This window comes from Staphylococcus sp. ZWU0021, from assembly GCF_000798895.1.
GTDB classification, from domain to species: domain Bacteria; phylum Bacillota; class Bacilli; order Staphylococcales; family Staphylococcaceae; genus Staphylococcus; species Staphylococcus saprophyticus.
The window spans coordinates 243,323-268,509 of sequence record NZ_JTLN01000027.1; the positions used below are offsets into that span (position 1 = coordinate 243,323).

At 32.2% G+C, this 25,187-nt stretch carries 18 protein-coding genes; 14 read left to right on the forward strand and 4 right to left on the reverse strand.

What is annotated here, in order from left to right; all coding sequences use genetic code 11:
* Positions 1 to 28 precede the first annotated feature (28 nt).
* The gene (gene mscL / locus L987_RS06590) at positions 29 to 382 is read right to left on the reverse strand and encodes a large conductance mechanosensitive channel protein MscL (RefSeq protein WP_011303182.1); all 354 of its coding nucleotides are present in this window, start codon (positions 380 to 382) and stop codon (positions 29 to 31) included.
* 207 nt (positions 383 to 589) lie between these two features.
* Here mscL and L987_RS06595 point away from each other — a divergent pair, with 207 nt between their 5' ends.
* From L987_RS06595 to menI, 3 genes are all read left to right on the forward strand, one after another.
* Positions 590 to 2,233 (forward strand): BCCT family transporter, encoded by a 1,644-nt coding sequence (locus L987_RS06595; RefSeq protein ID WP_047503694.1) that lies wholly within the window; start codon positions 590 to 592, stop codon positions 2,231 to 2,233.
* A gap of 261 nt (positions 2,234 to 2,494) precedes the next feature.
* On the forward strand, positions 2,495 to 5,203 hold the full coding sequence (acnA, locus tag L987_RS06600) for an aconitate hydratase AcnA (protein ID WP_011303180.1): 2,709 nt from the start codon (positions 2,495 to 2,497) through the stop codon (positions 5,201 to 5,203).
* Positions 5,204 to 5,322: 119 nt separating this feature from the next.
* Positions 5,323 to 5,781 carry a 1,4-dihydroxy-2-naphthoyl-CoA hydrolase MenI gene (gene menI / locus L987_RS06605; protein WP_011303179.1) on the forward strand — a complete coding sequence of 153 codons (459 nt, stop codon included), beginning with the start codon at positions 5,323 to 5,325 and terminating at the stop codon, positions 5,779 to 5,781.
* A 78-nt stretch (positions 5,782 to 5,859) separates the two neighbouring features.
* Here menI and L987_RS06610 read toward each other — a convergent pair whose 3' ends face one another.
* Entirely contained in the window at positions 5,860 to 6,156 is a 297-nt protein-coding gene (locus L987_RS06610) for a HesB/YadR/YfhF family protein (RefSeq protein WP_002483372.1), read from the reverse strand.
* A 331-nt stretch (positions 6,157 to 6,487) separates the two neighbouring features.
* Positions 6,488 to 7,096 carry a glycerol-3-phosphate 1-O-acyltransferase PlsY gene (gene plsY / locus L987_RS06615; RefSeq protein WP_002483371.1) on the reverse strand — a complete coding sequence of 203 codons (609 nt, stop codon included), beginning with the start codon at positions 7,094 to 7,096 and terminating at the stop codon, positions 6,488 to 6,490.
* Positions 7,097 to 7,296: 200 nt separating this feature from the next.
* Between plsY and parE the strand changes: the two genes are divergently transcribed.
* The 4 genes from parE (at position 7,297) to glcT (ending at position 14,425) form a co-directional block, all read left to right on the forward strand.
* A complete protein-coding gene (gene parE / locus L987_RS06620) occupies positions 7,297 to 9,291 on the forward strand; it encodes a DNA topoisomerase IV subunit B (protein WP_103301490.1) in 1,995 nt (664 codons plus the stop codon).
* Positions 9,288 to 11,690: a DNA topoisomerase IV subunit A gene (gene parC, locus L987_RS06625; protein WP_011303177.1), complete on the forward strand. Its 2,403-nt coding sequence runs from the start codon at positions 9,288 to 9,290 to the stop codon at positions 11,688 to 11,690. The genes parE and parC overlap by 4 nt, the downstream gene beginning before the upstream one ends.
* A 247-nt stretch (positions 11,691 to 11,937) precedes the next feature.
* Entirely contained in the window at positions 11,938 to 13,380 is a 1,443-nt protein-coding gene (locus L987_RS06630; RefSeq protein ID WP_011303176.1) for an alanine/glycine:cation symporter family protein, read from the forward strand.
* Positions 13,381 to 13,579: 199 nt separating this feature from the next.
* Positions 13,580 to 14,425: a glucose PTS transporter transcription antiterminator GlcT gene (glcT, locus tag L987_RS06635; protein WP_011303175.1), complete on the forward strand. Its 846-nt coding sequence runs from the start codon at positions 13,580 to 13,582 to the stop codon at positions 14,423 to 14,425.
* A gap of 326 nt (positions 14,426 to 14,751) precedes the next feature.
* Here glcT and L987_RS06640 read toward each other — a convergent pair whose 3' ends face one another.
* The gene (locus L987_RS06640) at positions 14,752 to 15,159 is read right to left on the reverse strand and encodes a hypothetical protein (protein ID WP_047503700.1); all 408 of its coding nucleotides are present in this window, start codon (positions 15,157 to 15,159) and stop codon (positions 14,752 to 14,754) included.
* 255 nt (positions 15,160 to 15,414) lie between these two features.
* On the opposite strand from L987_RS06640, the gene L987_RS06645 reads away from it, so the two are divergent.
* The 7 genes from L987_RS06645 (at position 15,415) to L987_RS06675 (ending at position 25,186) form a co-directional block, all read left to right on the forward strand.
* The gene (locus L987_RS06645; protein WP_047503703.1) at positions 15,415 to 16,515 is read left to right on the forward strand and encodes an acyltransferase; all 1,101 of its coding nucleotides are present in this window, start codon (positions 15,415 to 15,417) and stop codon (positions 16,513 to 16,515) included.
* 306 nt (positions 16,516 to 16,821) lie between these two features.
* Complete coding sequence (locus L987_RS06650) at positions 16,822 to 18,048, forward strand: AI-2E family transporter (protein ID WP_011303172.1); 1,227 nt, start codon at positions 16,822 to 16,824, stop codon at positions 18,046 to 18,048.
* Positions 18,049 to 18,319: 271 nt separating this feature from the next.
* Positions 18,320 to 20,845, forward strand: a complete 2,526-nt coding sequence (gene mprF / locus L987_RS06655; protein WP_047503706.1) for a bifunctional lysylphosphatidylglycerol flippase/synthetase MprF — start codon at positions 18,320 to 18,322, stop codon at positions 20,843 to 20,845.
* 510 nt (positions 20,846 to 21,355) lie between these two features.
* Complete coding sequence (locus L987_RS06660) at positions 21,356 to 22,321, forward strand: LacI family DNA-binding transcriptional regulator (RefSeq protein WP_011303170.1); 966 nt, start codon at positions 21,356 to 21,358, stop codon at positions 22,319 to 22,321.
* A gap of 41 nt (positions 22,322 to 22,362) precedes the next feature.
* Positions 22,363 to 22,752, forward strand: coding sequence for a D-ribose pyranase (gene rbsD, locus L987_RS06665; RefSeq protein ID WP_011303169.1), 390 nt, complete (start codon positions 22,363 to 22,365; stop codon positions 22,750 to 22,752).
* Positions 22,753 to 22,767: 15 nt separating this feature from the next.
* Positions 22,768 to 24,258 (forward strand): sugar ABC transporter ATP-binding protein, encoded by a 1,491-nt coding sequence (locus L987_RS06670; protein ID WP_011303168.1) that lies wholly within the window; start codon positions 22,768 to 22,770, stop codon positions 24,256 to 24,258.
* The gene (locus tag L987_RS06675) at positions 24,245 to 25,186 is read left to right on the forward strand and encodes an ABC transporter permease (RefSeq protein WP_011303167.1); all 942 of its coding nucleotides are present in this window, start codon (positions 24,245 to 24,247) and stop codon (positions 25,184 to 25,186) included. Before L987_RS06670 ends, L987_RS06675 begins: the two co-directional genes overlap by 14 nt.
* The last annotated feature ends 1 nt before the right edge of the window (position 25,187 follow it).

A 25,187-nucleotide genomic window follows, 5' to 3' on the forward strand; every position in this document is an offset into this window, starting at 1 on the left:
TTTTTCGCTTTATGCTAATTAAATCGAATTAATTTTTTTCACGTAATAAGTCGCGGATTTCCGTTAATAATACAGTGTTTTCTTCGATTTCTTCTTCCTCTTCTTTCTTCATTAACGTATTAGCAATTTTAACGAAAATGAATAAAGCGAATGCAATGATGATGAAATCAATAATTGATTGAACGAACATACCATATTTAATACCCATAAATGACCAGCTTTCAGCAAAGTCAACAGTACCGAAAATTAAACCAATTAATGGCATGATAATGTATGAAACTAAAGCAGTAACAATTTTATTAAATGCTGCGCCCATAACTACAGCAACTGCTAAATCTAAAACATTACCTTTAAGTGCAAACTCTTTGAATTCCTTTAACATATAATTAACTCCTCTTAATTAAATTTAAAATTTATTATACATTATATGTAAAGTTTAGAAAATAGTTTATTTAATGAAATTTGATATTAACTCATTGTTTTGTTATTGTAATACGTGGCTATTACATAAAATAGTAGTGTTTAGAAATTCTAATCATTCTAATTTAGATTCGAAAATTTAATATGATAAGAAAGGGAGTAATTAATTATGAATTCTTCTAGTAACCAACCTAATGGTAAGAAATTATCTCCAGTTTTTATCTATAGTGCGATTATCGTAGCGATTGTTGTTATTATCGGCGCAGTGTTACCGGAACAATTTGATCATGTTACGAATACAATTAAACTATGGATTACTGATAAACTAGGATGGTATTACTTAATTCTTACAACGTTTATTGTATTCTTCTGTATTTTCCTAATCTTTAGCCCGATTGGTAAATTGAAGTTAGGTAAACCGAACGACAAACCTGAATTTAATACAATTTCATGGTTTGCTATGTTGTTCAGTGCTGGTATGGGTATTGGGCTTGTATTCTATGGTGCAGCAGAACCAATGGCTGACTTTGCAGCGCCGCCAAATGCGGATCCGAAAACTGCAGCAGCTTATACCGAGGCCTTACGTTCAACGTTTTTCCATTGGGGATTCCATGCATGGGCAATTTATGGCGTAGTTGCATTAGCGCTCGCTTATGCCCAATTTAGAAAAGGGGAACCTGGATTAATTTCTAGAACATTACGTCCTATCTTAGGAAATAAAGTTGAAGGCCCAATTGGGACAATCATTGATGTGCTTGCTGTATTCGCTACAGTAGTAGGTGTTGCCGTATCACTAGGTATGGGCGCATTGCAAATCAATGGTGGGCTTCACTATTTATTTGGCATACCAAATAATGTTTGGGTACAAGCAATTATTATTGTAGTTGTAACTATTCTATTTATTATGAGTGCTTGGTCTGGTTTAAGTAAAGGCATCCAATATTTAAGTAATTTAAATATTAGTTTAGGTGCAATTTTAATGATTGCTGTTTTAATCATTGGACCGACAGTATTGATTTTAAATATGATGACAAGTTCTACAGGTAGTTTGTTGAACTCATTCTTATTAAATACGTTTGACACTGCAGCTTTAAACCCTCAAAAACGTGAATGGATGTCTAGTTGGACACTTTACTATTGGGGTTGGTGGTTAAGTTGGAGCCCATTCGTAGGTATTTTCATTGCACGTGTATCTAAAGGACGTTCTATTCGTGAATTTATTGCTGGGGTACTTTTAGTACCAGCGTTAGTAAGTTTCGTTTGGTTCAGTGTATTCGGTGTACTTGGAATTGAAACTGGTAAGAAAAATCCAGAATTATTCGATATGACTGCTGAAACACAACTCTTTGGTGTGTTCAATGAAATTCCACTAGGTATTATACTATCTATTATTGCATTAGTATTAATCGCATCATTCTTTATTACCTCTGCTGACTCAGCAACATTTGTATTAGGTATGCAAACGACAAATGGTTCATTAGAGCCTTCTATTATGATTAAAGTTACATGGGGTATCGCACAATCATTAATTGCATTCGTATTATTATTTGCTGGTGGAGGTAATGGTGCTGAAGCATTGAATGCGATTCAAAGTGCCGCCATTATAAGTGCCTTACCGTTCTCCTTTGTAGTGATCATGATGATGATTTCATTCTACAAAGATGCGAACCAAGAGCGTAAGTTCTTAGGACTTACTTTGACACCAAATAAACATAGATTGCAAGATTATGTACAACATCAACAAGAAGATTATGAAGATGATATTATTGAAAAACGTACACCATTAAGAGATGCAGAAAAAGCAGAAAAATAATATTGATTAATAGTCAAAAACTGAGAATCCAATTGGGTTCTCAGTTTTTTTGTAGGATAATGAAATTAGCTGATAATGATTCTCAACTGATAATAATAACTTATTACACCTGCATTTAGCAATAAGTTTTGCTTATGTATACTGATTGAAAAATCAAATCTAATTTAGCCATGTTTCTGGCTCTATCTAGTTGTTTTAAACTACATATAATTATACAATTTAACTAACGGCATATATTAAAAAAATTCAAGGGGGATTTATATGGCTTCTAATATTAAACAGCAAGCGAAAAAATCGTTTGACTTAAATGGGAAATCATACACGTATTATGATTTAAACACTTTAGAAGAACAAGGTTTAACTAAAGTAGCGAAACTGCCATATTCAATTAGAGTATTACTAGAATCTGTTTTAAGACAAGAAGATGGTTTTGTAATTACAGATGAACACATCAAAGCGTTATCTGATTTTACTGAAGGTGCAGAAGGAGAAGTTCCTTTCAAACCTTCACGTGTAATTCTACAAGATTTCACAGGTGTACCTGCTGTCGTAGACTTAGCTTCATTACGTAAAGCCATGAATGATGTAGGTGGCGACTTAAATAAGATCAATCCAGAAGTGCCTGTTGATTTAGTTATCGACCACTCAGTACAAGTAGATAGCTATGCTAATCCAGAAGCGCTAGAACGAAATATGAAATTAGAGTTTGAAAGAAACTATGAACGTTACCAGTTCTTAAATTGGGCAACTAAAGCATTTAATAATTATAGTGCTGTTCCACCAGCAACGGGTATCGTACACCAAGTTAACTTAGAGTACCTAGCTAACGTTGTACATGCACGTGAAGTTGATGGTGAAACTGTTGCATTCCCAGATACATTAGTTGGTACCGATTCACATACGACAATGATTAACGGTCTTGGCGTATTAGGTTGGGGTGTCGGTGGTATTGAAGCCGAAGCTGGTATGTTAGGTCAACCTTCATACTTCCCAATTCCTGAAGTTATTGGTGTTAGACTATCAAATGCTTTACCACAAGGTGCTACTGCAACGGACTTAGCATTACGTGTAACACAAGAGTTACGTAAAAAAGGCGTTGTAGGCAAATTTGTTGAGTTCTTCGGTCCAGGTGTACAACATTTACCATTAGCTGACCGTGCAACAATTGCTAATATGGCTCCTGAATACGGTGCTACTTGTGGTTTCTTCCCAGTAGATGAAGAAGCATTAAAATATATGCGTTTAACAGGTCGTTCTGAAGAACAAATTGACTTAGTTAAAACATATTTAGAAGAAAATAGCATGTTCTTTACTGTAGAAAAAGAAGATCCTGAGTACACAGATGTTGTAGAACTTGATTTAGCTACTGTTGAAGCTTCATTATCAGGTCCTAAACGTCCACAAGATTTAATCTTCTTGAGTGACATGAAAAAAGAATTCGAAAAATCAGTAACTGCACCAGCGGGTAACCAAGGTCATGGTTTTGATAAGAGTGAATTTGATAAAACTGCAACAATTGAATTTAAAGATGGCACTTCAACAACTATGAAGACGGGTGATTTAGCGATCGCTGCGATTACTTCATGTACGAATACATCTAACCCATATGTTATGTTAGGTGCTGGACTTGTTGCTAAAAAAGCAGTTGAAAAAGGTCTTAAAGTACCTGAATATGTTAAAACATCATTAGCTCCAGGTTCAAAAGTTGTTACTGGTTATTTAAGAGATTCTGGTTTAAATGAATATCTTGATGACTTAGGATTCAACCTTGTTGGTTATGGTTGTACAACATGTATCGGTAACTCTGGTCCATTATTAGAAGAAATTGAAAAAGCGATTGCTGAAGAAGATTTACTTGTTACTTCTGTTTTATCAGGTAACCGTAACTTTGAAGGTCGTATTCATCCATTAGTTAAAGCTAACTATTTAGCATCACCACAATTAGTGGTTGCTTATGCTTTAGCTGGTACAGTAGATATTGACTTACAAAATGAACCACTTGGTAAAGGTAAAGATGGCGAAGATGTATATCTAAAAGATATTTGGCCATCAATCAAAGAAGTTTCAGACACAGTTGATACTGTTGTTACACCAGATTTATTTAAAGAAGAGTACGAAACTGTATATAACAATAACGAAATGTGGAATGAAATTGATGTAACGGATCAACCTTTATATGATTTTGATCCAGAATCAACTTATATCCAAAATCCTTCATTTTTCCAAGGTTTATCTAAAGAACCAGGAACAATTGATTCATTAAATAATTTACGAGTAATGGGTAAATTTGGTGATTCTGTAACGACAGACCATATTTCTCCAGCAGGTGCGATTGGTAAAGATACACCAGCAGGTAAATATTTAATTGAACATGGCGTGCCAATTCGTCAATTTAACTCATATGGTTCTCGTCGTGGTAACCATGAAGTTATGGTGCGTGGTACATTTGCGAATATTCGTATTAAAAACCAACTTGCACCTGGTACTGAAGGTGGCTATACTACTTACTGGCCTACAGGTGAACAAATGTCTATATTTGATGCAGCTATGAAATATAAAGAAAACGGTACTGGATTAGTTGTATTAGCAGGTAACGACTACGGTATGGGTTCTTCACGTGACTGGGCAGCCAAAGGTACAAACTTATTAGGCGTTAAAACAGTTATTGCGCAGAGTTACGAACGTATTCACCGTTCAAACTTAGTAATGATGGGCGTATTGCCGCTACAATTCCAAGAGGGCGAATCAGCTGATAGTTTAGGTATCGATGGTACTGAAGTTATCTCTGTAGACATTGATGAAAATGTTAAGCCACACGACTTAGTTAAAGTACAAGCTAAAAAAGACAATGGTGAGGTAATTGAATTTAAAGCTATTGCTCGTTTCGACTCAAATGTAGAAATGGATTACTATCGTCATGGTGGTATCTTACAACTTGTATTAAGAAATAAGCTAGCTGGACAACAATAAAAAAACAAACCTGTATAATAAGTTTACTGATGGACTGGCCATATGCTAGTCCATCTTTTTTATGTTAATATTTAAGGTATGATATGTATCAGTAGAAATATTGAAAAGAGGATGCAAAAATGATTTACAGTATGACACAAATTGAAGCACGTTATTCAGAAACTGATCAAATGGGTGTAATCTATCATGGTAATTATCCTACGTGGTTTGAAGTAGCAAGAACAGATTATATTTCTAAACTAGGTTTTAGTTATAAGGATATGGAAGATAGTGGTATTATTTCGCCAGTAATCGATTTAGATATCAAGTATATTAAATCGATCTTTTATCCGGAAAAAGTAACAATAAAAACATGGGTTGAAAGATATTCACGTTTGCGATCCATATATAAATATGAAATCTATAATGAAGCAGGGGAACTTGCAACAACAGGTTCAACGGCATTGACTTGTATAAAAAAAGAAGATTTCAAACCAATTAGATTAGATAAATATTTCCCTGAGTGGCATGCAACTTATAGTGAAGTTGATAAAAGAAACAAGGCTGGAGAGTGCTTAGAGGTCATAAACGGCTTATAAAACGAAGTGGTTAATATCTATATCTATATATAATAAAAAGCGTCTGACACTTGAGCCAGGCGCTTTTTATTATATAGGTTATTTTGTAGCATATGAAATTTCATCAATGCCATCATTTACGTCAATAAATAAATTATGGTCTTCAAAATACCATAAATCTTTTTCAGCAATTACGACATCTAAACCGTCGTAATGATTTTCATAACCAATTTCAACATCCTCTTTTTTGTCAACGCTAAATGCAGGACTGAATCCTTGTTTTAATTGGAATTCGCCACCATAACGTACAAAGAATTGTAAGACTTTGTCACCTTCAGGTAATTCAAGTTCTTCTTTAAACCAAGACACGGCATTATTTGAAAGTTCTATTTCCATAATAAAAGTCTCCTTTCGGTTCACAAGTACTTAACTTATGACTATTGGCAACTAAATTGAATTAGTATTTTTATATATTACCCACTTTCAGTAATATTAAAAGTAGTATAACATAATTTTTCAATTAGTTATGTCAAATCATTCTACAATGCGGAGAAATATATATAACGCATGATAATGATACATATAAGTAGTATAATAGAATTAATGATCATAAAGCTGTGTTTAAATCTTACGATTCAATATGTGATATAAAAAAGCTGGAGGCATTAACGCCCCAGCTCAAATTTTGTTTACAACATATTATTTTGTAGAACGACTATTGTAATAGTTACATCCATTTAATTTTAGGTTCTTCACCCTTAAATATCCTTACAATATTAGTTCGATGTCTAATAATGAGCAATACACCGACACCAATACTAACAATAAATAGGATATAGTCTCGAATTAATAATGCACCAATGACGCAACAAATAGATGCAATGATACTTGATAACGATACATATTTTGTTAAATATAATATTCCAAAGAAAATTGCTGCTAATATTAATAATAAGACAGGATTGACACCTAGTATGACACCAGCACTTGTTGCAACGGCTTTTCCGCCTTTGAATCCAAGATAAACTGGATATACATGGCCTAAAATTGCAAAAGCACCAACAATAAGTCCATTTGTGAAAAATGTAGTTATTGGGCCTTCAGCTTGGACAGGTAACCATAGTGGAAAGAACACTACAATGAACCCTTTAAATATATCTAGGAAAGTTACAAGAAATCCAGCAGGTTTTCCTAATACTCTAAAGCTGTTTGTTGCCCCAGTGTTACCACTTCCGAATTGACGGATATCTTTTTTGAAAAATAGTTTACCTATTACATAGCCACTTGGGAAAGCACCGATAAGGTAACTTAGTATTAACATGATTACAATCATCATATATAATCCACATCCTTTAATGACATTAAAATTATTTTACCATATAAGCATAGGATAATACGAATGAAAATTTAAAATGGGTATTATTTCTCAATTGAAAATTCATTTGATACTTGCATTTTATCAAGATTTATATAAGAATAACTAATGTATAGTTTTAAAAACGAACGTACGTTTGTAGGAGGGCGAAACGATTGGCAATGAATAAGAAAAATAATTATTCGGATGATTCCATTCAGGTACTTGAGGGATTAGAGGCCGTAAGAAAAAGACCTGGGATGTATATTGGTTCTACCGATAAACGTGGATTACATCATCTAGTATATGAAGTTGTCGATAATTCCGTCGATGAAGTATTAAATGGTTTTGGTAGCGAAATCCAAGTTACAATTAATAAAGATGAAAGCATTACAATTGAAGATAATGGTCGTGGGATGCCAACAGGTATACATACATCTGGAAAACCTACAGTACAAGTCATTTTCACAATACTTCATGCTGGTGGAAAATTTGGACAAGGCGGATATAAAACATCAGGTGGATTACATGGTGTTGGTGCCTCCGTTGTTAATGCATTAAGTGAATGGTTAGAAGTAGAAATATACAGAGATGGCAATATCTATACTCAAAGTTTTGCACAAGGTGGTAAACCAACAACTGGTTTGGTTAAACACGGGAAGACTAAAAAGACTGGAACTAAGGTGACATTTAAACCAGATCCAGAGATATTTAAATCAGCAACATCTTTTAATTATGATGTTTTAAGTGAGCGACTTCAGGAGTCAGCTTTTTTACTTAAGCGTCTTAAAATAACATTGAAAGACTTAAGAGCTGGAAAAGAACGTGAAGATGTTTTTCACTATGAAGATGGTATTAAAGAATTCGTTGCTTATGTTAATGAAGGCAAAGAAGTTTTACATGATGTAGCCGACTTTTCTGGTGAAGCTAATAATATCGAAGTTGAAGTTGCATTCCAATACAATGATCAATATTCAGAAGGTATTTTGAGCTTCGTTAATAATGTGCGTACAAAAGACGGGGGTACACATGAAGTTGGCTTCAAATCTGCAATGACACGTGTATTTAATGATTATGCACGCCGTATTAATGAACTAAAAGAAAAAGATAAAAATTTAGATGGAAATGATATTAGAGAAGGGTTAACAGCTATTATTTCCATCCGTATTCCGGAAGAGTTACTTCAATTTGAAGGACAAACAAAGTCTAAATTGGGTACACCAGAAGCTAGAAGTGCAGTGGATTCTGTAGTAGCAGACAAACTTCCATATTATTTAGAAGAAAAAGGTCAGTTATCAAAATCACTTGTTAAAAAAGCGCTGAAAGCACAACAAGCTAGAGAAGCTGCGCGTAAAGCTCGTGAAGATGCACGTTCCGGTAAGAAAAATAAACGTAAAGATACTTTACTTTCAGGTAAATTAACACCAGCTCAAAGTAAAAATACTGAGAAGAAAGAACTTTATCTTGTTGAGGGTGACTCAGCAGGTGGTTCAGCAAAATTAGGTAGAGATCGTAAATACCAGGCTATTCTGCCTTTAAGAGGTAAAGTCATTAACACAGAAAAAGCACGTCTAGATGACATATTTAAAAATGAAGAAATTAATACGATTATTCATACTATTGGTGCTGGTGTTGGTAATGAATTTAAAATTGAAGATAGTAATTATAACAGAATAATTATTATGACTGATGCGGATACGGATGGTGCACATATACAAGTACTGTTATTAACATTTTTCTTTAAATATATGAAACCACTTGTAGAAGCTGGAAGGGTATTTATTGCCTTACCCCCCCTCTATAAATTAGAAAAAGGGAAAGGCGCCTCAAGAAAAATCGAATACGCATGGACTGATGAAGAATTAGAAAAATTACAAAAAAAATTAGGCAAAGGTTTCTCATTACAACGTTATAAAGGTTTAGGTGAAATGAACGCTGATCAATTATGGGAAACGACAATGAACCCAGATACAAGAACACTCATCAGAGTTCAAGTTGAAGATGAATTACGTTCTTCTAAACGTGTAACAACATTAATGGGTGACAAAGTTGCGCCTAGACGTGAATGGATAGAAAACCATGTTGAATTTGGATTACAAGAAGAACAAAGTATATTAGACAATAATGAAATCCAAATTTTAGAACAGGAACATCCTAATGAGGAGGAAATCAATTGAGTGAAATAATTCAAGATTTATCGCTAGAAGATGTTATTGGCGATCGTTTTGGTAGATATAGTAAATACATCATTCAAGAGCGTGCATTGCCAGACGTTCGTGATGGGCTCAAACCTGTTCAAAGACGTATTTTGTATGCTATGTATTCTAGTGGTAACACATATGATAAAAATTTCCGTAAAAGTGCTAAAACAGTCGGTGACGTAATTGGACAGTATCACCCTCATGGCGACTCATCTGTGTATGATGCTATGGTAAGACTCAGTCAGGGATGGAAGCTGTGTCATGTGCTCATAGAAATGCAAGGGAATAACGGTAGTATCGACAATGACCCGGCTGCAGCAATGCGTTATACAGAAGCTAAGTTAAGTCGTATTTCTGAAGAACTTTTAAGAGATATTAATAAAGAAACAGTACCATTCATGCCAAACTATGATGATACTACTTTGGAACCGATGGTATTACCAGCAAGGTTACCTAATTTATTAATTAACGGAAGTACGGGTATTTCTGCTGGTTATGCAACAGATATTCCACCACATAATTTGGGTGAGGTGATTCAGGCTACACTTAAATTTATCGATAATCCTGATATCACAGTAGCTCAGTTGATGAAGTATGTTAAAGGACCAGATTTCCCAACAGGTGGCATTATACAAGGTATAGATGGTATAAAAAAAGCTTATGAAACTGGTAAAGGTAAAATTATTGTTCGTTCAAAAGTCGAAGATGAAGAATTAAGAAATGGCAGAAAGCAATTAATTGTTACTGAAGTCCCATATGAAGTGAATAAGAGTTCACTTGTTAAAAAGATGGATGAATTACGTGCTGATAAAAAAGTGGATGGTATTGTTGAGGTAAGAGATGAGACAGACCGTACTGGATTACGTATTGCCATTGAATTGAAAAAGGACGTAAATAGTGAAGCTGTATTAAATTACTTATACAAAAATACAGATTTACAAGTTGCTTATAACTTTAATATGGTTGCTATTAGTGAAGGTAGACCAGTATTAATGGGGATTCGTCAATTTATTGATAGTTATTTAAATCATCAAATTGATGTTGTGACTAAACGTACACGTTATGAATTAGATCATGCTGAAAGCAGAATGCATATTGTTGAAGGTCTTATGAAAGCATTATCTATTTTAGATGAAGTTATCAAGTTAATTAGAGCTTCTAAGAATAAAAAAGATGCTAAAGACAACTTAGTCGCTGAATTTGATTTTACAGAGGCACAGGCCGAAGCGATCGTAACACTACAATTATATCGTTTAACGAACACAGATATTGTGCAACTACAAGAAGAGCACGATGAATTAAAATCACTAATTGGACGTTTAAAAAATATTTTAGATGATCATAGTGCACTTTTAAATGTAATAAAAGAAGAATTAACAGAAATTCGCAATCGTTTTAAACAAGGGCGTTTGTCTTCAATAGAAGCAGAGATTTCTGAAATTAAAATTGATAAAGAAGTTATGATTCCTAGTGAAACGGTTATTATGAGTGTTACAAAACACGGTTATATAAAACGCACTTCATTACGTAGTTATAATGCCAGTGGCGTAAATGAAATTGGTGTAAAAGACGGTGATGTACTTATGAAACATCAAGAAGTCAATACACTTGATACTGCATTGGTCTTTACTAATAAAGGGCGTTATCTATTTATTCCAGTACATAAATTAGCTGAAATTAAATGGAAAGAATTAGGTCAACATGTTTCTCAAATTGTGCCACTTGATGAAGGTGAATTTATCATCGATGCGTATTGCGAAAGTGATTTTAAACCAGACGCATTTTATATTTTAGCTACGCGTCATGGAATGATTAAACGCAGTAATGTTTCTATGTTTAAAACATCACGATTCAATAAACCTCTCGTTGCAATGAAAGTGAAAGATGATGACGAAATTATTAATGTCATGCGCATAGACTCTACTCAATTAATTACTGTTATTACAAACAAAGGTATGTCATTAACCTATAGTAGTGATGAACTCTCTGATACAGGATTGAGAGCAGCTGGCGTTAAATCAATTAATCTAAAAGATGAAGACTTCGCCGTGTTAACACAGGTCATTAGTGCAAACAACTCAATTTTAATGGCAACACAACGAGGATCACTAAAACGTATTGGTTTCAAAGTACTACAAACAGCCAAACGTGCACAACGTGGAATTACATTACTGAAAGAATTGAAAAAGTCACCGCATCGTATTGTAGCGGCTGACGTAATTCAACCTGAGCACACGACTTACACAATTTATTCTGATAAACAACAAGAATCTGGCGCCATTAAAGATATTCATTTGTCTGAACAATATACAAATGGCAGCTTTATTGTAGATACAAGTGAATTTGGTGAAATTATTGACTTAGAAGTTAATTAGGGGTAATTTTTAAAAATTATTAGTAAATACAACTATATAGTGATAAAATACCAGTTAGGTGCAATAAATTATTAAAAAAGAGGTTTATAGCAGTGTGAAAAGTATCATATTAGGCGTATGACTAGGGCGTACTTTTTCATCATTTTATAAGTGGCATGTAATGAAATGTTACAATTCCTTATAAGACTGTCTATAAATCTCTTGCTCTAATTTGAAATTAAATATTACATAGATGAGAGGGATTAAATTGAAAGATTTTGATAGTTTAATTCCAGATTGGTTCAAAGCTTTTGTTCAAGTCGGGAATGATTTAATCTGGTCACAATATCTAATTGGACTTTTAATAACAGCAGGTATATTCTTTACTATCGGCTCTAAATTTGTGCAATTAAGATGGATTCCAGAAATGTTTCGTGCTATTGGTGAAAAACCTGAAACATTAGATAACGGTAAAAAAGGTATTTCTCCATTCCAAGCATTTGCGATAAGTGCTGGTTCTAGGGTTGGTACTGGTAATATAGCGGGTGTTGCTACAGCTATAGTACTTGGTGGTCCTGGTGCAGTCTTTTGGATGTGGGTTATTGCATTTATAGGTGCAGCGAGTGCGTTTATTGAAGCAACTTTAGCACAAGTATACAAAGTGCCTGATGAAGAAGGCGGTTACCGCGGTGGACCAGCTTATTACATAACTAAAGGTTTAAATCAAAAATGGTTAGGTATCGTGTTTGCTGTATTAATTACGGTTACTTTTGCTTTCGTATTTAATACAGTTCAATCTAATACAATTGCTGAATCATTGAAAACACAATATAATGTAGATCCTATAATAACAGGCATTATTTTAGCGGTACTTACTGCTATCATTATATTTGGTGGTGTACGTAGTATCGCCAATTTATCTTCAGTTATTGTACCTGTTATGGCTATTATTTATATCGGTTTAGTTCTAGTGATTCTTATCATGAACTATGATCAAATTATTCCAATGATTTCTACAATTATTAAAAGTGCATTTGGATTTGAACAAGTAACAGGTGGTGCAGTTGGTGCTGCCATACTACAAGGTGTAAAACGTGGTCTATTTTCTAATGAAGCTGGTATGGGTTCTGCGCCTAACGCAGCAGCGACAGCAGCACCACCACACCCTGTTAAACAAGGTTTAATTCAAGCACTCGGTGTATTCTTTGACACGATGCTAGTTTGTACAGCAACGGCTATTATGATATTGCTTTATAGCGGTTTAGAGTTTGGTGAAAATGCATCACAAGGTGTTGCCGTAACGCAATCAGCTTTAAATGAGCATCTTGGTAGTGCTGGTGGTATATTCTTAACGATTGCCATTACACTCTTTGCATTTTCTTCAGTAGTTGGTAATTATTACTACGGCCAATCTAATATTGAGTTCTTATCAAAAAATAGAACGATATTATTTATCTTTAGATGTTTAGTTGTCGTATTAGTGTTTGTTGGTGCAGTAATTAAGACAGAAACTGTTTGGAGTACTGCAGATGTATTTATGGGATTGATGGCGATTGTCAACTTGGTAGCAATCATAGGTCTTTCAAACATTGCATTTGCTGTTATGAACGATTACCAACGTCAACGTAAAGCTGGCAAAAAACCAGTTTTCAAACCAGAAGAATTGGAAATCAATTTATTTGGTATTGAAAGTTGGGGCATGAAAAAATAATCAAATTGATAATTAGTTCATAAATATCAAAGCTTAAAGCGTCTTTTAAGATTGTCACGATAAAGTGACATCTTAGAGGCGTTTTTTGTTTTTTTAATTAACTCGTAAGATATATTTATTAATTAAAATAGAATAATTCTTTCATTTTATAATTAGTCACTATATAATATTGAGTAAGATAAAGATAAGGATGATTGATGTGAATGATTTCTTAATAACTAAGGTTCTCAATAATAATGTGATTATTTGTACAAAAGCACAAGCGGAATATGTATTAATTGCAAAAGGCATTGGGTTTAATAAAAAAAGTGGCATGATTTTACAAGAGAATCAAACGATAGAAAAAATATACATATTGGATCAAAAATCACAGCAAGACCATTATAAAACATTAATGGAGCTAGCAAATGATACTTTAATTCAAGCAGTGATAGAAGCAGTTAATATTATTACGAATTCGGAAATGAAGGTAGATAACCAAAAATTAGTCATTTCATTAACCGATCATATTATTTTTGCTTATAAGCGGTTGAAGCAAAATCAGTTGATTAATAATCCTTTTATTGTAGAAACTAAACAGTTGTATAGCAAAGAATACAAAATAGCTGAAAAAGTAATTGAACGTTTAAATCACGTATTGGAGGTTCACTTTCCTGAAGATGAAATTGGTTTTATTGCATTACATATTGCTTCGAATACTGAATCATTGTCCATGCGTGAGATGGATTTAATCAACGAACTGATTAATAAGAGTGTTTTTATTTTAGAAAATGATTTGAAACAAACGATAGATAAGGATACTATTCAATATCAACGTTTTATAAGACATATTCAATTCTTAATTAAACGATTACGAAATGGTGAATCATTAAAGAAAACCAATGCTTTTGAAGCACTACTCAAAGAACAATATCCATTATGTTTTAATATTGCATTGAAAATCATGCGACTTTTACAACAAGAATTGAAAATAAAAGTGTATGAGGCAGAGGTTATCTATTTAACGCTACATGTCTACCACTTTATGGAAAACCATAAATCTTAACAAGATAGTAGTTAAACAGAAAGTCATATATAAAGTGGATTGATAATTGAATGTATAATAAAAACAAACCAGATGCTATATTTGCCATCTGGTTTGTTTTTTGTATTTGTGAATCATATCCATAAATGATAGGCGTCATAGGATATAACAATTTAGTTATTTATTAGTTAGCGCTGGCGTGAAGACTGATATGAATGTTTTTGCCATAATATTGTTGGTCATATGTATTTATAGGTTTATTTAGTACAATTTCTATTTGTTTTGGTTGTTTTTGTGAATCTAATTTAGTGAATGCATAGCCACGTTTCTTAGTACCTGAGTCTAACTCATCTACTAGAGTGGTTGATTTTGGCATATTTAATTTTGTTTTTTTTATCTAATATGATTTTTACATCACCAGTATATTTTATAGGTACTGGTGTTTCATTTATAACGTCACCAAAATATCCTAAATAAAGGTCATGTGTCTTTGTATTTTCAATTAGTAAATAGGAAAATGCTGTTCTAAAAGTTTTGTTATTTGTTGATGTTATACCTGTTTTAGATGAATGGTTATTTGTATATTTTTGAACTGATTTATAAGTAGTATCATTATTTTTAGAATAAAATGTGTTACCTATCTCAGCTTTAGCAAATATCAGTGGATCTGTCATTTGCTTTTTTGAACTTTTGGTATAACTGTAACCAGCTAAACCGATTAGAAGAATTAATATAATGACTATTGTCTTTTTCAATGGAATGCTCCTATTTTAAGTTGCGTATTATATGTTTAATTATATTATACGATTATAAAATGAATAAATAAAGATGATTAATGAAAAATAACATATTAATTGGTGTAAAACTAAAAGAAAATGATTAATGTTTGTTAATTGTGTGTGATGTAATTATTAAGATTTATAATTTGATTGTAAATTCTATTTACAAGTATATTGAATCATCTTATACTTGGTGTTCTGTCTGATTTGAATTTAGGGGGACGTACGTGTATGAAGTATTATGATGAGGTACCGATAATAAGATCTGTTGCCGCTATGTTAGTTGTGGCGATACATACAGTTAATAGTATAGCCTTGTCAGGAGGGACATTTACATCAGATGGCTTAGGTTACGTTAACCAAATAGCAAGGTTAGGAACGCCTATATTTGCTGTAATAAGTGCGTTTTTATTAACAATCTCAGTAGTGAATAAAGGGTTTAATTTAGATTATTTTGTTAAATCACGTTTTAGTAAAATATTTATTCCTTATATCATTTGGACAGTATTTTACTTATTATATAGAGCCTTTTATTTACATAATCTTGAAGATGATGGGAAATTATTGAATTACTTTGTGTATGGAAAAGCAAATTTCCACTTGTATTTTATTTTGACTGTTATTCAGTTTTACTTTTTATTTCCGTTATTACAGAAATTCAAAAAAGGTTGGCCTATTATTATAGTGTATATATTAGCGACAATCGCTAATATCATTTGGATTAGAATGGGGCCAGTTTCATTAGGTGGCGGTGGTGTCGAACGTTTTGTGAATGATAAATTATTCATTACGAATTGGATATCATTCTTTATGTTAGGTATTGTATATGCTAAATTTTACAATGAAATTAGAATCCTCATCTTTAAGCACAAAGCCATATTATCTACTATTATAGGTATATTATTTATCGATTTCCTATTGAGTATTGATTTGGATCATTTACAAAGTTCAATTACTGTGTCGAATATGATTTATATTCCATTTTTCATTGTGTTTCTAAATTATTTATATGAACATGTTAAAAAGAATCATACCATTTTAAAAACCTTAACCTTAATTGGTAATTATTCTATGGGAATTTATTTAGTGCATTACGTTGCAATTCAATTCGTAAAACGTTTGCCTATAATTGAAGATATCGTGCCACAAAGTAAATTTATGGGCGTATTTATATTAACAGTAGCAGTATCTGTATTGATTGTTTATCTAATAGGTAAAATCCCCTATGGTAACTATATTGTTCCAATTCCAAAGAAAAAAGCAACGCAAACCACAGATGTAGACAAAAAGAAAGTTACTCAAAGCAAAAACACACCTAATTATAATTCATGAGCAAATTATAAAATAAAGTCTGAAGCATTGATGATAAATGTTTCAGGCTTTTTTATGCGAAAAAGGGTATGACAATGGTTTTATATTATTGGGGATATATTTAAACTAGAATTATTAAGACGTATGAATTAGGGTACATATATGTTATAAAAATAGATATGTGAAATGTTAATAATGTGATATGATGAGGATTAGTAATTAAGACGATTAAAGCATTCTATGATATAATTTTGTACAGTATTTTTTATCTGGTAGATTATATGATTATAATTTTTAAGAATTAAGTTAAGGTATGGTGAGTTATATATGTCGAATGAAGACAATGTTAGACAAGAAACAAAAAATAAAAAAGAAAAATTGAGACTTAGTTTTCCAGAGACCCGCTTCATGAAATTTATGGGAGGCAAAGATTTATTATTCGCCTTAATCATGCTGATACTCATTGGTATTGCGATATTTATATTTGATCAAGTATCCTATATATTTAAACCATTTATCATTGTATTTAATACGATTGTAGCACCGATTATTGTATCCATCATTCTATACTATTTATTCAATCCATTAGTCAATTTGATGGAACGCTATAATATATCACGTCTTTGGGGCGTTATTATTTTATTCCTAGTTATTATTGGGGTTATCGCGTTAGCAATTAATTTATTGATACCAGTCATTGGTACTCAATTTAAAAGTTTCGGTAATAATTTTCCGCATTATGTAGATAAAGTGAATCAATTTATTGATAATCTTACTAGAAATTCCTTGATTTCTAACTTTTATGGACAAATACAAGAACAATTAGATGCTTTAGCTAACAAGCTACCATCAATGGTTTCTGATTATTTTAATGGTTTCGGTTCAAAAGTGAAAAACTTTGCTGAAGCTATCGTAAATGTAGGGGTAGTCATTGCCACAACACCATTTGTCTTATTCTTTATGTTAAAAGATAGCCATCATTTCAAAGAATATTCTACGAAATTAATGCCACCAAAATTTAGAAAAGATTATCATGATTTATTAGACAAAATGAGTGTACAAGTTGGATCTTATATCCAAGGACAGATTATTGTTTCATTTTGTATCGGTATTTTACTATTTATTGGTTATAGTATTATCGGATTAGATTATAGTTTAATTTTAGCATCTATAGCTGCTGTGACGAGTGTTGTACCATATTTAGGGCCTACAATTGCAATTTCTCCAGCTATCATTATTGCTTTAATTACTTCTCCAATTATGCTCTTGAAATTAATCATAGTATGGACTGCAGTTCAATTTATAGAAGGTCACTTCATATCGCCTAATATTATGGGTAAAACGCTGAAGATTCACCCACTCACAATTATCTTTATCTTATTGAGTGCAGGTAATCTTTTAGGTGTTGTTGGTGTCATCTTAGGTATTCCAGCCTACGCTATATTAAAAGTGTTAGTCTCACATTTATATTCAATGTATAAACGCAGATATAATAAATATTATGGCGATGATGCAGGTGAATATGAAATTACAAACGATGAACAAATACGCTAGAATTTACAACTGAATACTTCATTATTCATCATACATGTAAGAGATTGATAAATGAGTCTGGGACAAAAATAGGTGTCTCGGACTCTTTTTCATTTAGGAAATAGCTAACGGATTTAAAAATGTAAAGTCTCACTTGTTTAAAGAAAGGATTTTTCATTTTTACGGGCCTAACAATTATGTTAGAAGTTATTATTAAAATTTTATTTCTTATATATTATTATTGTGCTATATTTTTTATTGAGCTTAGATTATTAAAAAGTGAAGTGAAAACATGTCTAAAGAAATGAGAAGTAGATTATTTTCTATTTTAAAAGTTGTGTTTGCGGTCGCCTTATTTAGTATCGTAGTGTTTACTTTATATAAGGAATTGTCGCATATTAATATTAAAGAAACGATTCAGTCGTTTGGAAAAATTAATCGTGTATGGTTAGTCGCCTTATTTGTAATTGGCGGGGCATCGATTATTGTACTTTCGATGTATGATGTCATATTAGCGAAATCATTAAATTTAAAAATTTCTTTATTAAAAACGATACGTGTTGGGTATATTGTCAATGCGCTTAATGCTGTCGTAGGTTTTGGTGGTTTTATTGGCGCAAGCGTGCGTTTTTTATTTTACAAAAATGCCACCGATGATAAAAGAGCGTTACTGCACACGATTTCTATTGTATTGATTTCTATGTTAACAGGGTTAAGTTTATTATCCATTTTAGTAGTCATCCATGTATTTGATGTATCACATCTATTTACACCATACCCATGGATTAAATGGCTAATGTATGTTGTAGCCTTGTTCTTACCGGTGTTTGTAATTTTTACGATTTTACGACCAGTACAAGAAAATCAAAAGTTATTAGGTGTTTATTGTACGATTGTATCAAGTATTGAATGGCTTGTTGCGGCACTCGTTTTATATATGGCTTTAACAATGGCAGGCGTTCATGTACCAATCTCAATATTTATGGGCATATTTATCATTGCAGCTTTATCAGGACTTATCAGTTTTATACCTGGTGGATTTGGTACATTTGATTTAGTAGTATTACTTGGGCTTAAGCATTTGAATATAGATGAAGAATCTATAGTTTTAGGGTTATTACTTTATCGTTTTGCGTATTATCTATTTCCTGTGCTCGTTGCTTTAATTTTATCTACATTTGAATTTCGTGGTACAGCTAAACGCTACTGGGAAGATGCAAGAATACTTGTTCCGGTGAGAGATATGACATCATTATTATCATCTTACCAAAAGGATATTATTGCACGTGCACCCTCGTTTTCAATTGCTATTTTATTAATGTTTACGAGTCTATTATTTTTCTTGAATAATCTAACTATTATCTACGATGGCCTATATGATCCGAATCACTATATCTATTACATTATCGTATCGGTTCACACATGTGCATGCTTATTATTACTTTTAAATGTGGTAGGTGTATATCGCTTATCTAAACGTGCCATCTTATTTTCGATTATTTCTATTATATTAATTTTTATTGTAACAGCCTATACGTATGCTTCATTTATATTACTTAGTTGGCTTGTTGTAATGTTAATTTTATTGTTCATTTTTTACAGAAGAGCACGAGTTATAAAACGTCCATTTAGATATTTAAAATTATGCTTAAGTTTTATAATGGGTGCGCTCGTACTTTATATTAATCATATTGTTATTGCGAGTACGTTTTATACATTAGACATTTATCACATTGAGATAGACACCTCTATTTTGAGATATTATTTCTGGTTTACTATCTTATTGGTAGCGGTTATTGTTGGTCTGATTGTTTGGTGGTTTGAATATCGTTATAGAATATCTAATACACGAGAAGATACTAAAATATGTGCGTCTATTGTAAAACAATACGGTGGTAATTATTTAAGTCATCTCATGTATAGTGGCGATAAAAAATTTTTTATTAATGAAAATGAAGATGCCTTTATAATGTATCGTTATCAACGCAATGCATACATTGTACTTGGAGATCCTATAGGTAATCCCCAATCTTTCTATAGTTTACTAGAGTCTTTCTATCAAGAAGCAGAGTATCTTGGCTATGATATTATTTTTTATCAAGTAACGGATAGAAATATGTCTCTTTATCACAGTTTCGGTAATCAATTCTTTAAATTAGGTGAAGAAGCGGTTATCGATTTGAATGAATTTAAGATTTCTGGTAAGAAAAAACGTGGTTTACGGGCAACTTTAAATAAGTTAGATGATTTAAAATATACTTTTGAAGTTATAGAACCTCCATTTACGCAAGCTTTAATTACGGATTTGAAAACAATTAGTGATGAATGGCTCGCCGATAAAAAAGAAATGCATTTTTCAGTAGGTAGTTTCAATGAATCGTACTTATCAAAAGCACCCATTGCAATTATAAAAGACAGTGATGGACTTATTATTGCATTTTGTACGTTGATGCCAACTTATTATAAAGGAACGATTTCTGTTGATCTCATACGTTGGAAACCAGATTGCACATTGCCATTAATGGATGGTTTATATTTAAATATGTTGTTATGGTCACAAAAACAAAATTATCAACATTTTAATATGGGAATGGCTACGTTATCGAATGTAGGTCAATTACCTTATTCATTTTATGGAGAACGTATTGCAGGCCGTGTTTTCGAACATTTTAATGGTTTATATAGATTTCAAGGTTTGAGAAAATATAAAGAGAAATTTAATCCAAATTGGGAACCAAGGTTTCTTGTTTATAGAAAACGTCATTCCTTATGGCTTAGTATGATAAAAGTAATGCGTGTCATTAGAAAACATAAATAATATGAATGACAAAACACCCCACATGTGCTCAGCATGTGGGGTGTTTCTAGGAGTTGATAGTGCTTAATGGTTTTTGTGTAATTAATTACTGGAGAAGTTATTAATTACATTAATAAACTAACTATAAAATTTCTAAATATCATTTTGACTCTAACTATGAATTTAACATTACCTTGTTACTTAAGGTATAACCATAATATATCACCAATAGAAAACGCTTTCAACAAGGTATTACCATATTATTTCTTTTCTTTTTAACATATTATCTTTATATATTCTTTTTAAATATTAAAGGTATTATTACACTTTGGATCTAATGTTATCTATTCGAAATGATTTTTATTGTAGCTAAATAGCTATCCTAATTATTTATGTTATATCAATAATAACAATTTTAAGCATTATAATTATAGTGTGAAAAAATAATTAAATAACAAGTTTATGAAAATAGACTATTAAATAGTAAAATCTTATGTTAATATGAAAACGGTTACATAAAAGAGGTGAAACATGGCAACGATTAAAGATGTAGCGACTTTAGCAGGATGTTCTGTAGCAACTGTCTCAAGGGCAATTAATAACAATGGTTATGTTAAGGCAAAAACACGACTTCATATAGAAGAAGCAATTGCCGAATTAAACTACCAACCAAATGAAGCAGCACGCACATTATATAAAAGAAAGTCTAAACTAATAGGTTTATTACTGCCGGATATGAGTAATCCTTTTTTTACACTTATCGCTCGTGGCGTTGAAGATGTTGCTTTAGCACATGGTTACCAAGTACTTATTGGTAATAGTGATAATGATATAAAAAAAGCACAAGGCTACTTAGCAACATTCGTATCACACAATTGTACAGGCATGATATCTACAGCATTTAATGAAAATATTATCGAGAACACACTGACTGATCATCACATTCCATTTGTTTTTATAGATCGTATTAATAATGAGCATAATGGGATTTCAACGAATCACTTTAAAGGTGGTCAACTTCAGGCAGAGGTAGTACGAAAAGGTAAGGGTAAAAACGTTTTAATCGTACATGAAAATTTATTAATCGATGCATTTCATCAACGCGTCCAAGGTATTAAGTACATATTAGATCAACAGCGTATTGATTATAAAATGTTAGAAGCAACGTTATTAGATAATGATAAAAAATTTATTGACTTAATTAAGGAACTTAGCATCGACAGTATTATTTGTAGTAATGATTTATTAGCGATAAACGTTTTAGGCATTGTACAAAGATATCATTTTAAAGTTCCAGCAGAAATACAAATTATTGGATATGATAATATTCCATTTTCAGAAATGACCTATCCACAAATTACTACTATAGATCAATCAGCATATCATTTAGGTGAAATTGCCGTTTCCCAACTATTAGGTTTGAATACGGATAATTTAACAAACAACCATAAGCAATTGGCACTTACAGTTAAACATAGAGGAAGTACACGTAATTAAATGACATTATGTAACGGGTTACATATAAGGAGGTAAATTTTATGTATAAAACAGGGATATTAAATAGCGATATTTCAAAATTACTTAGTGATTTAGGTCATACAGATGAAATTATGATTGCTGATTGTGGTCTTCCAATTCCAAACGGTGTTAAAAAAATAGATTTAGCATTGGATTTTGGTAAACCATCATTCTTAGATGTATTTCATATTGTGAAATCGCATATGGCCATCGAAAAAATGACTTTAGCAAGTGAAATGAAAACTGAAAATGAATCACTTTATAACGTTTTAAAAGAAGAAGAAATTAAATTTACTACTGAATCCCATGAATTATTAAAGCAACATAGTAAGCATGTAAAAGCTATCATTCGTACGGGTGAAGCGAAACCTTATGCGAATGTCATATTAGCTAGTGACGTTTTATTTTAAAGGAGGGATCAATGGATGATTGAAATGAAGAATATTTATAAATCTTTTGGTCAGAATGATGTTCTTAGAGGTGTGGATTTTGATATTGCGGATGCCGAAGTTCATGCATTGATGGGGGAGAATGGTGCCGGCAAAAGTACGTTAATGAAAATTTTAACCGGTGTTTATGAAGCAAATGGTGGACAAATTTTAGAAGATGGTAAACCACTTCAATTTAAAAATACAAAAGACGCTGAGCAACATGGTGTGTCATTTATTCAACAAGAATTAAATATTTGGCCTAATTTAACGGTTTTAGAAAACCTATTTTTAGGTAAAGAACCAACGAAGTTTTTAGGGATAATTAATCATAAAGTGATGAGAAAACAAGCGTTGGAAATATTTAACAATTTAAATATACAGCTTGATTTGAATCAAATGGCTGGGACGTTATCAGTAGGTATGCAACAAATGTTAGAAATTAGTAAAGCATTAATGCAAGATTCTAAAGTCATTATTATGGACGAACCAACGGCAGCTTTAACGACTAGTGAGATTGAAGTGTTATTCACACAAATTAATAAATTAAAATCTAAAGGTGTTTCATTTATTTATATTTCACATAGAATGGAAGAAATTTTTAATATTGCAGACCGTATTACAGTGATGAGAGACGGCCGGTCTATATTAACTTCGAACACGCAAGAGACCTCTAATGCAAAAATTGTAAAAGCCATGATTGGTAGAGATTTGGATAACCAGTATCCAGAAAGAAATTATAAGCAAGATGAATTAGTGCTGTCAGTTAATCAGTTAAGTTCTACGGTATATGACTTAAATGATGTACATTTTGAGTTACACAAGGGTGAGATTTTTGGATTCAGTGGACTTATGGGTGCTGGTAGATCTGAAATCATGCGCGTGTTATTTGGCCTAGACAAAGGACAAATGCAAGTAACACTTAATGGTAAAACCATTCACATGAATAATCCTAAGACGGCCATAAAGCACGGGTTAGCGTTTATTACTGAAAATAGAAAAGAAGAAGGTTTAGTTCTACAAGATTCTATTATAGAAAATATTTCATTACCTGCATTGAAAAGTTTTTCAAAGGGTGGTTTTTTAACACCAACAGCGATGAACAATTATACAGAACAGATGATTCAGCGTTTGAATATCAAAGGTGGAAAAGATGATAGTTGTATGGATTTATCTGGAGGAAATCAACAAAAGGTTGTTTTGGCTAAATGGATTGCTACTGCACCACACGTTTTGATTTTAGACGAACCAACTAGGGGAATTGACGTTGGCGCAAAACGTGAAATTTATCAATTAATGAATGAACTGACAGAACGTGGTATGTCTATCATTATGATTTCATCAGAATTACCAGAAGTGATAGGAATGAGTGATAGAGTTGCCGTTGTACATGAAGGTAATATTGCAGGTGTTTTAAATAAAAAAGATCTAACTGAGGAACGTATTATGACATTAGCTACAGGAGGGAATATCAATGAAACAATCTAGCTTATCATTTTCATATTTAGAAAAAATTATTCCATTTATTGGTTTAATATTATTAGTCATTATCATTAGTGTATTAAATAGTGCATTTTTAGAACCATCTAATCTGTTTAACTTATTGAGACAAGTTTCTATAAATGGATTAATTGCATTTGGTATGACATTTGTAATTTTAACGGGCGGCATAGACTTATCTGTTGGTTCTACACTAGCGTTATCCAGTGCGCTTATAGCTATTTTAATGGTCTCAGGTGTAGATTCTATGATTGCGCTATTAGTAGGCTGTATTTTAGGTGCGATTTTAGGTGCTATTAATGGGCTTTTAATTACGCTTGGTAAGATGGCGCCATTTATAGCGACTTTGGCTACAATGACTGTCTTTAGAGGTTTGACACTGGTTATTACAGATGGCAATCCAATTACTAATTTAAATGGCAGCTATGCCTTTCAATTATTTGGACGAGGTTATTTTTTAGGTATTCCAGTTCCAGCAGTGACAATGTTTATTACTTTCATTATTTTGTATATCATTTTACATAAAACAATATTTGGTAGACAAACTTATGCTATGGGTGGTAATGAAAAGGCAGCTTTTATCTCTGGTATTAAAGTGAATAAATTAAAAATCATGATTTATAGTTTAGCTGGTTTAATGTCTGCAATGGCTGGTGCGATTCTCACATCTCGTTTAAACTCAGCGCAGCCAACTGCAGGTATGTCATATGAATTGGATGCAATCGCTGCTGTTGTATTGGGTGGTACATCTTTAACAGGTGGTAAGGGACGTATACTTGGCACATTAATAGGTGTATTAATTATAGGTGTGTTGAATAATGGACTAAATTTATTAGGGGTTTCTTCATTTTACCAACAAGTAGTTAAAGGAGTTGTCATTATTATTGCAGTACTCATTGATAGAAAGAATAAATAAA